A 4462-nucleotide genomic window follows, 5' to 3' on the forward strand; every position below is an offset into this window, starting at 1 on the left:
CTTTGGGCAGGCAAGAACGCCGCGAATTGGTGAATCGGCTAGGGATCCTGGTGGGCCATCTGCTAAAGTGGCAGTTTCAGCCTCAACAACGAAGCAAAAGTTGGACAGCCACAATCATCGAACAGCGGCAAGAAATCCAGGAGTTAATTGCGGATAATCCCAGCCTTAAATCTTATCTGGTTGAAGCAATGAATAAAGCTTATCAAAAGAGCGTCCTGCTGGTGGTTAAAGAAACGCCCCTATCTCTAGATGACCTGCCTGACCGGTGTCCCTACACGTTGGATCAGGTGATGGATCCCAACTTTTACCCCGAACAGGAGAATTCCCAGTGACGCTAGACCTCGATACTTATGCCCATACTTAAGAAGGCGATGGCACTACATGAACTTTGCTAGCTTTGCTCCTTGTGTTAACTCTGCTGGCCCTAGCAGCTCAATTTTCTCACTCCGATGTTAGATGCTCTCTTCAAAATAATCACTATCAATCTTCTTTACTGGATACAATGAAACTGTAGATACGCCAACGTCGTGCTCAATCATTAGATTTGTTAGTTGTTCGCCATCAATCAAAACAATCTTACTGCCGATCTGCGAAACGTAGCTGCTAGCGTCTTCAGTAAACCTGGAGGTAGTGATAAAAATACCCTTGTTTGCTCTTTGAGCCTGTAAAGCACCCACAAACTGCATGACATCAGGACGACCTACCGGATTGCTATCCCAACGCTTTGCCTGAATATACACAACATCAAGACCGAGTTTGTCCTCTTTGATGATCCCATCAATTCCACCATCGCCACTCTTGCCAATTGCTTTGCCTGCATCTGCCCGTGAGCCTCCGTAGCCCATTTTAACCAGCAGCTCCACAACAACCTTTTCGAAGAAGGCGGGCGATACTTTCTTTAGCTTGGCAAGCAGTTCATCAGCCAGTTTGTCACGGAGACTTTCATATGCAGCTTCTAACTGCTCTAATGGTGTCGCTGCCGAAGTCTCTGATAAAGCTTTTTGTTTGCTTGCCTTGTTGCTGCTTCTTGTGTCTTTGGGCCCCTCAAATTCTCGGAATTCAGGATATTGCCTGAGTAACTCTACATTGATGGTTTTGGGCTGTTTTTCAAGAAGATCTCTTCCGCGGTCAGTAATTTGGTAGAATCCTCTGCGCGTTGTTTCCAGCAGCCCTGCCTTTTTCATATAAGTTGCAGCCCAGCCGACGCGATTGACAAAGGTTGGCTGTACACCGCTCGGCAGCATCTCCCTGAGATCGTCCTCTGTGAGGCCCAGTTCCTTTGCCAGAACTTCAACAGCTTCGCTGGTTGATATTTCGGTTTCTTTACGTGCTGCAAACTGGAGAAGTGGCAACATCAAGCTCTGATAATCGGGAACGGCCATTTGTAGAACCGATGTGAAGACAGGGATCCCAAACCGAAGTAGGTTCCACCCATAACTTTACGCCAACCCTCTGCTGCAAGCCAGTTAGGGTATCCGCCAGGCCGGGAAGCCTCTGAAAAAAGTTTGACGTGGATGGCTCAGGCGTGATTTGAACACGCGACCAAGGGCTTATGAGTCCCCTGCTCTACCGCTGAGCTACTGAGCCAGGATAGTGCTTAACTAGAATAGCACTCTTGGGCCGGAACTGCGCCTCAGAAAATCCCCTCAGCCCCCTCTCGGGAGAGAAGCCACAGACATAGCCACGCCTATCGGCAGGTCAGGGCAGCTTCATAAACCCGTCGGTTGGCCGCGAGGGATTTGTCCAAATCCACCAGTGGGCGAGGGTAGTCCACCCCCAATCGGACTCCAAATTGCTTCTGCTCGGCAGCAGTGAGGCGATAGGGCTCGTGGATTTTATCCCCCGGAATCCCGGCCAATTCCGGCAACCAGTGGCGCAGATAGTCTCCTTTGGGATCGTACTCGCGAGATTGTTTGGGGATGTGGAAGTAGCGGAAGCCGCGGGCATCGTTCCCTACGCCGGCGGTGTAGTTCCAATTGCCGTAGTTGCTGGCCACGTCGTAGTCGATGAGCAGCGACTCAAACCACTCAGCGCCCATGCGCCAGTCGATGCCCAGGTTCTTGGTCAAAAAGCTGGCCACATTCTGCCGTCCCCGGTTGGACATAAACCCAGTAGCCGCCAGCTCCCGCATGTTGGCATCCACCAAGGGGTAGCCCGTCTCACCTCGACACCAAGCCTGGAAGCGCGGCCAATCCTGTTGCCAAGGGATAGGGATCCCTTGGATCCCAGAAGGACGGAACAGTTTGGCGCCGTGCTTGGCCAAGATAAACCGAAAATAATCCCGCCACAGCAGCTCGAACACCAGCCAGTAGGTGGACTCATTGCGCACCCGCTCCTGCTCATAACGCTTGACCTCGGCATAGACGGTGCGGGCCGAGATACAGCCCAGCGCCAACCAAGCAGAAAGCCGGGAGCTATCGTCGGGATCCAACATGCCGTTGCGGGTTTCTTTGTAGATGCGCAGCCGATCCAGATCCCAAAAGTAGGTTTGCAGGCGGGCATGGGCAGCAGTGCTGCCGCCAAGGTAGGTGAAGCGGGCCCGTGGATCCCTGGCAGGTGAAGATAGCCCCAGCGAGGCCAGGGTGGGCAGAGGGCCGGGATCCAAACCCGATGGCAGGGGGGGGATCGAGGGAATGGGCAAGGGATCCCGGATGGGGGTGCTCCCCTCGACTTGCTTTCGAAAGCGGGTGAACAGCTCCGGCAGTTGCGAGAGACAAAAGGGGAGATCCTCAGGGTGATAGAGGGTATGGCCCCAATCAACCTGCAGCCGGATCCCCAGAGACCGCAAAGCCCGCTCAACAGCAGCCGCCACCTCCTTCTCCTCGGTGCCCACCTCTTCATGGGCATAGACCGCCTCGACCCCCCACTCCTGTGCCAAGGTGGGGATCACCTGTTCTGGCTGTCCCTTGCGGATCACCAAATCCGAGCCGCGCGACCGCAACTGCTGCCGCAAATCCGCCAAACTCTCCAGCAAAAACTGACCGCGGAAAGGGCCGGTTCTGGGGCGGAGCCCAAGGGAAGTCTCGCCGAACTGGCGAGGATCCAAGCAATACAAGGGGATCAAAGGGGATCCCTGTTGGCATGCCCGCGTCAGCGGCTGGTGATCCAGCAGGCGCAAGTCGGTGCGAAACCACAGCAGTACAGTCATTCTGCAGCTACCCTACACGGATCCCGCGGACTCAGACTTGGACACCCGAACCCCAGCTGGACGCCCCAGCTCAGGGCTGGGAACAAAATGAGGCACATCGGCAGCCGGGATGTGAACAGGGGCCTTGGTGCGCGGATGATAGGTTTGCCGGGCGGGACGATGGCGCAGCGAGAACGTGCCAAAGCGAGCCAGCCGCACGGATCCCCCCTGGGCCAGGCATTGGCTAATGCTGTCCAGCATAGCCTCCAGAGCAGCAGCAGCCATTTCCACGGTCAGGCCATCCACCTGCGCGGCCATCTGGCGGGCCAGCAAACGGCGAGTCAAATGAGGAGGAGAAGCCACCAACCGACCCTCTAGACAACAGAACACAGACAGGGGCTTAGAGCACCTCCAGTTCACTCTCGAAAAACCAATGTCGAGAGCGATCGGGAAACTCCAGAATGTAGCCGACACCGCTGCCATCGACCACACGCCGTGCCAGCACCACAGCCTCTTTGCCCACCAGAGCGCTGAGGTTTTCTTGTCCGCGATCCTGGACAGAGCGAACTTTGACCTTATTTCCAACCTTGATCGCCATAAAACCGCGAAGAGACTTACCACTCAAGATGGTACGGCAAAAGTCCCCTTGCCGAGCTCCTGCCGCACCTCTGCTGGGGTTGACCCCGATGGGATTGCTAGAATGGGGTCAGAGTGCCGTGCCCCAGGGAAGACTGCCTCCGTGATTGCCCTTTCCCTCAAACCCGCCCACTGCTCCTGGAGCGTTATCAGCTTTCCCTCCACCCTCTACACTCAGCCTGTCCTCGATCTCTTGATCTCAAAAGTCCCTCCTGCCTGGAGAGCGGAAATACGTTTGGGCCTACAGGAAGCAATCATCAATGCCGTCCGCCACGGCAACGGCCTCGATCCCAACAAGAAAGTGATCATCGAGTACGCCAGCTCGGAGCCCTTTTACCAATGGCTGGTGCGAGATCAAGGGCCCGGCTTTTGTCCCCAAGAGAAGCTCCACCGATGCCAACATAACATCTTGGAAACCGAAGAGTCGGGCCGAGGAATGCTGCTGCTCACCCAAATCTTCGACTTTGTGGAGTGGAATGAAACAGGCAACCAGGTCTACCTGGCCAAATACATCCACGCCAACTGCCGGGATCCCTGGATAGTCTGACCCTCAATGCCACTCCCAAAACAGCTTGCCCATTTGGGTAATCTGGCAGCCCCGATCGGGGTAGGGAGCTTCAGAAACCGCTAGGGCTGTGGTGGCGAAGGCAAAGCGCGTGGATGCCCAGCGGGATCCCTTAGCGCTCCGCGCCGCTGACG

At 55.5% G+C, this 4462-nt stretch carries 6 protein-coding genes and 1 tRNA gene; 2 read left to right on the plus strand and 5 right to left on the minus strand.

The genetic code is table 11. The features are described 5' to 3' along the window. A partial coding sequence (locus NW819_RS03195; RefSeq protein ID WP_414412861.1) for a DUF29 domain-containing protein occupies positions 1–332 on the plus strand: 332 nt, incomplete at its 5' end. Between the two features lie 120 nt (positions 333–452). Here the strand turns inward: NW819_RS03195 and NW819_RS03200 are convergent. The 5 genes from NW819_RS03200 to NW819_RS03220 all read right to left on the minus strand — a co-directional run bounded on the left by NW819_RS03200 (position 453) and on the right by NW819_RS03220 (position 3725). Beyond that, positions 453–1382 carry a restriction endonuclease gene (locus NW819_RS03200; protein WP_011432440.1) on the minus strand — a complete coding sequence of 310 codons (930 nt, stop codon included), beginning with the start codon at positions 1380–1382 and terminating at the stop codon, positions 453–455. 133 nt (positions 1383–1515) lie between these two features. Beyond that, positions 1516–1587 (minus strand) — tRNA-Met (locus NW819_RS03205). A 100-nt stretch (positions 1588–1687) separates the two neighbouring features. After that, positions 1688–3148, minus strand: coding sequence for a DASH family cryptochrome (locus tag NW819_RS03210; protein ID WP_414412862.1), 1461 nt, complete (start codon positions 3146–3148; stop codon positions 1688–1690). Positions 3149–3160: 12 nt separating this feature from the next. After that, on the minus strand, positions 3161–3490 hold the full coding sequence (locus tag NW819_RS03215) for an HU family DNA-binding protein (RefSeq protein ID WP_238376891.1): 330 nt from the start codon (positions 3488–3490) through the stop codon (positions 3161–3163). A gap of 37 nt (positions 3491–3527) precedes the next feature. Continuing rightward, positions 3528–3725, minus strand: coding sequence for a cytochrome b6f subunit family protein (locus NW819_RS03220; RefSeq protein WP_041436278.1), 198 nt, complete (start codon positions 3723–3725; stop codon positions 3528–3530). Positions 3726–3866: 141 nt separating this feature from the next. Here NW819_RS03220 and NW819_RS03225 point away from each other — a divergent pair, with 141 nt between their 5' ends. Continuing rightward, the gene (locus NW819_RS03225; RefSeq protein ID WP_011432443.1) at positions 3867–4310 is read left to right on the plus strand and encodes an ATP-binding protein; all 444 of its coding nucleotides are present in this window, start codon (positions 3867–3869) and stop codon (positions 4308–4310) included. The last annotated feature ends 152 nt before the right edge of the window (positions 4311–4462 follow it).

Origin of the sequence: Synechococcus sp. R8-2 (genome assembly GCF_047461715.1) — a bacterium.
GTDB lineage: Bacteria > Cyanobacteriota > Cyanobacteriia > Thermostichales > Thermostichaceae > Thermostichus.

What these genes read in the sequence shown, in the direction of transcription:
- NW819_RS03200 (WP_011432440.1), bottom strand. Translation starts at nt 1,382, where the DNA reads ATGGCCGTTCCCGATTATCAGAGCTTGATGTTGCCACTTCTCCAGTTT.
- NW819_RS03210 (WP_414412862.1), bottom strand. Translation starts at nt 3,148, where the DNA reads ATGACTGTACTGCTGTGGTTTCGCACCGACTTGCGCCTGCTGGATCAC.
- NW819_RS03220 (WP_041436278.1), bottom strand. Translation starts at nt 3,725, where the DNA reads ATGGCGATCAAGGTTGGAAATAAGGTCAAAGTTCGCTCTGTCCAGGAT.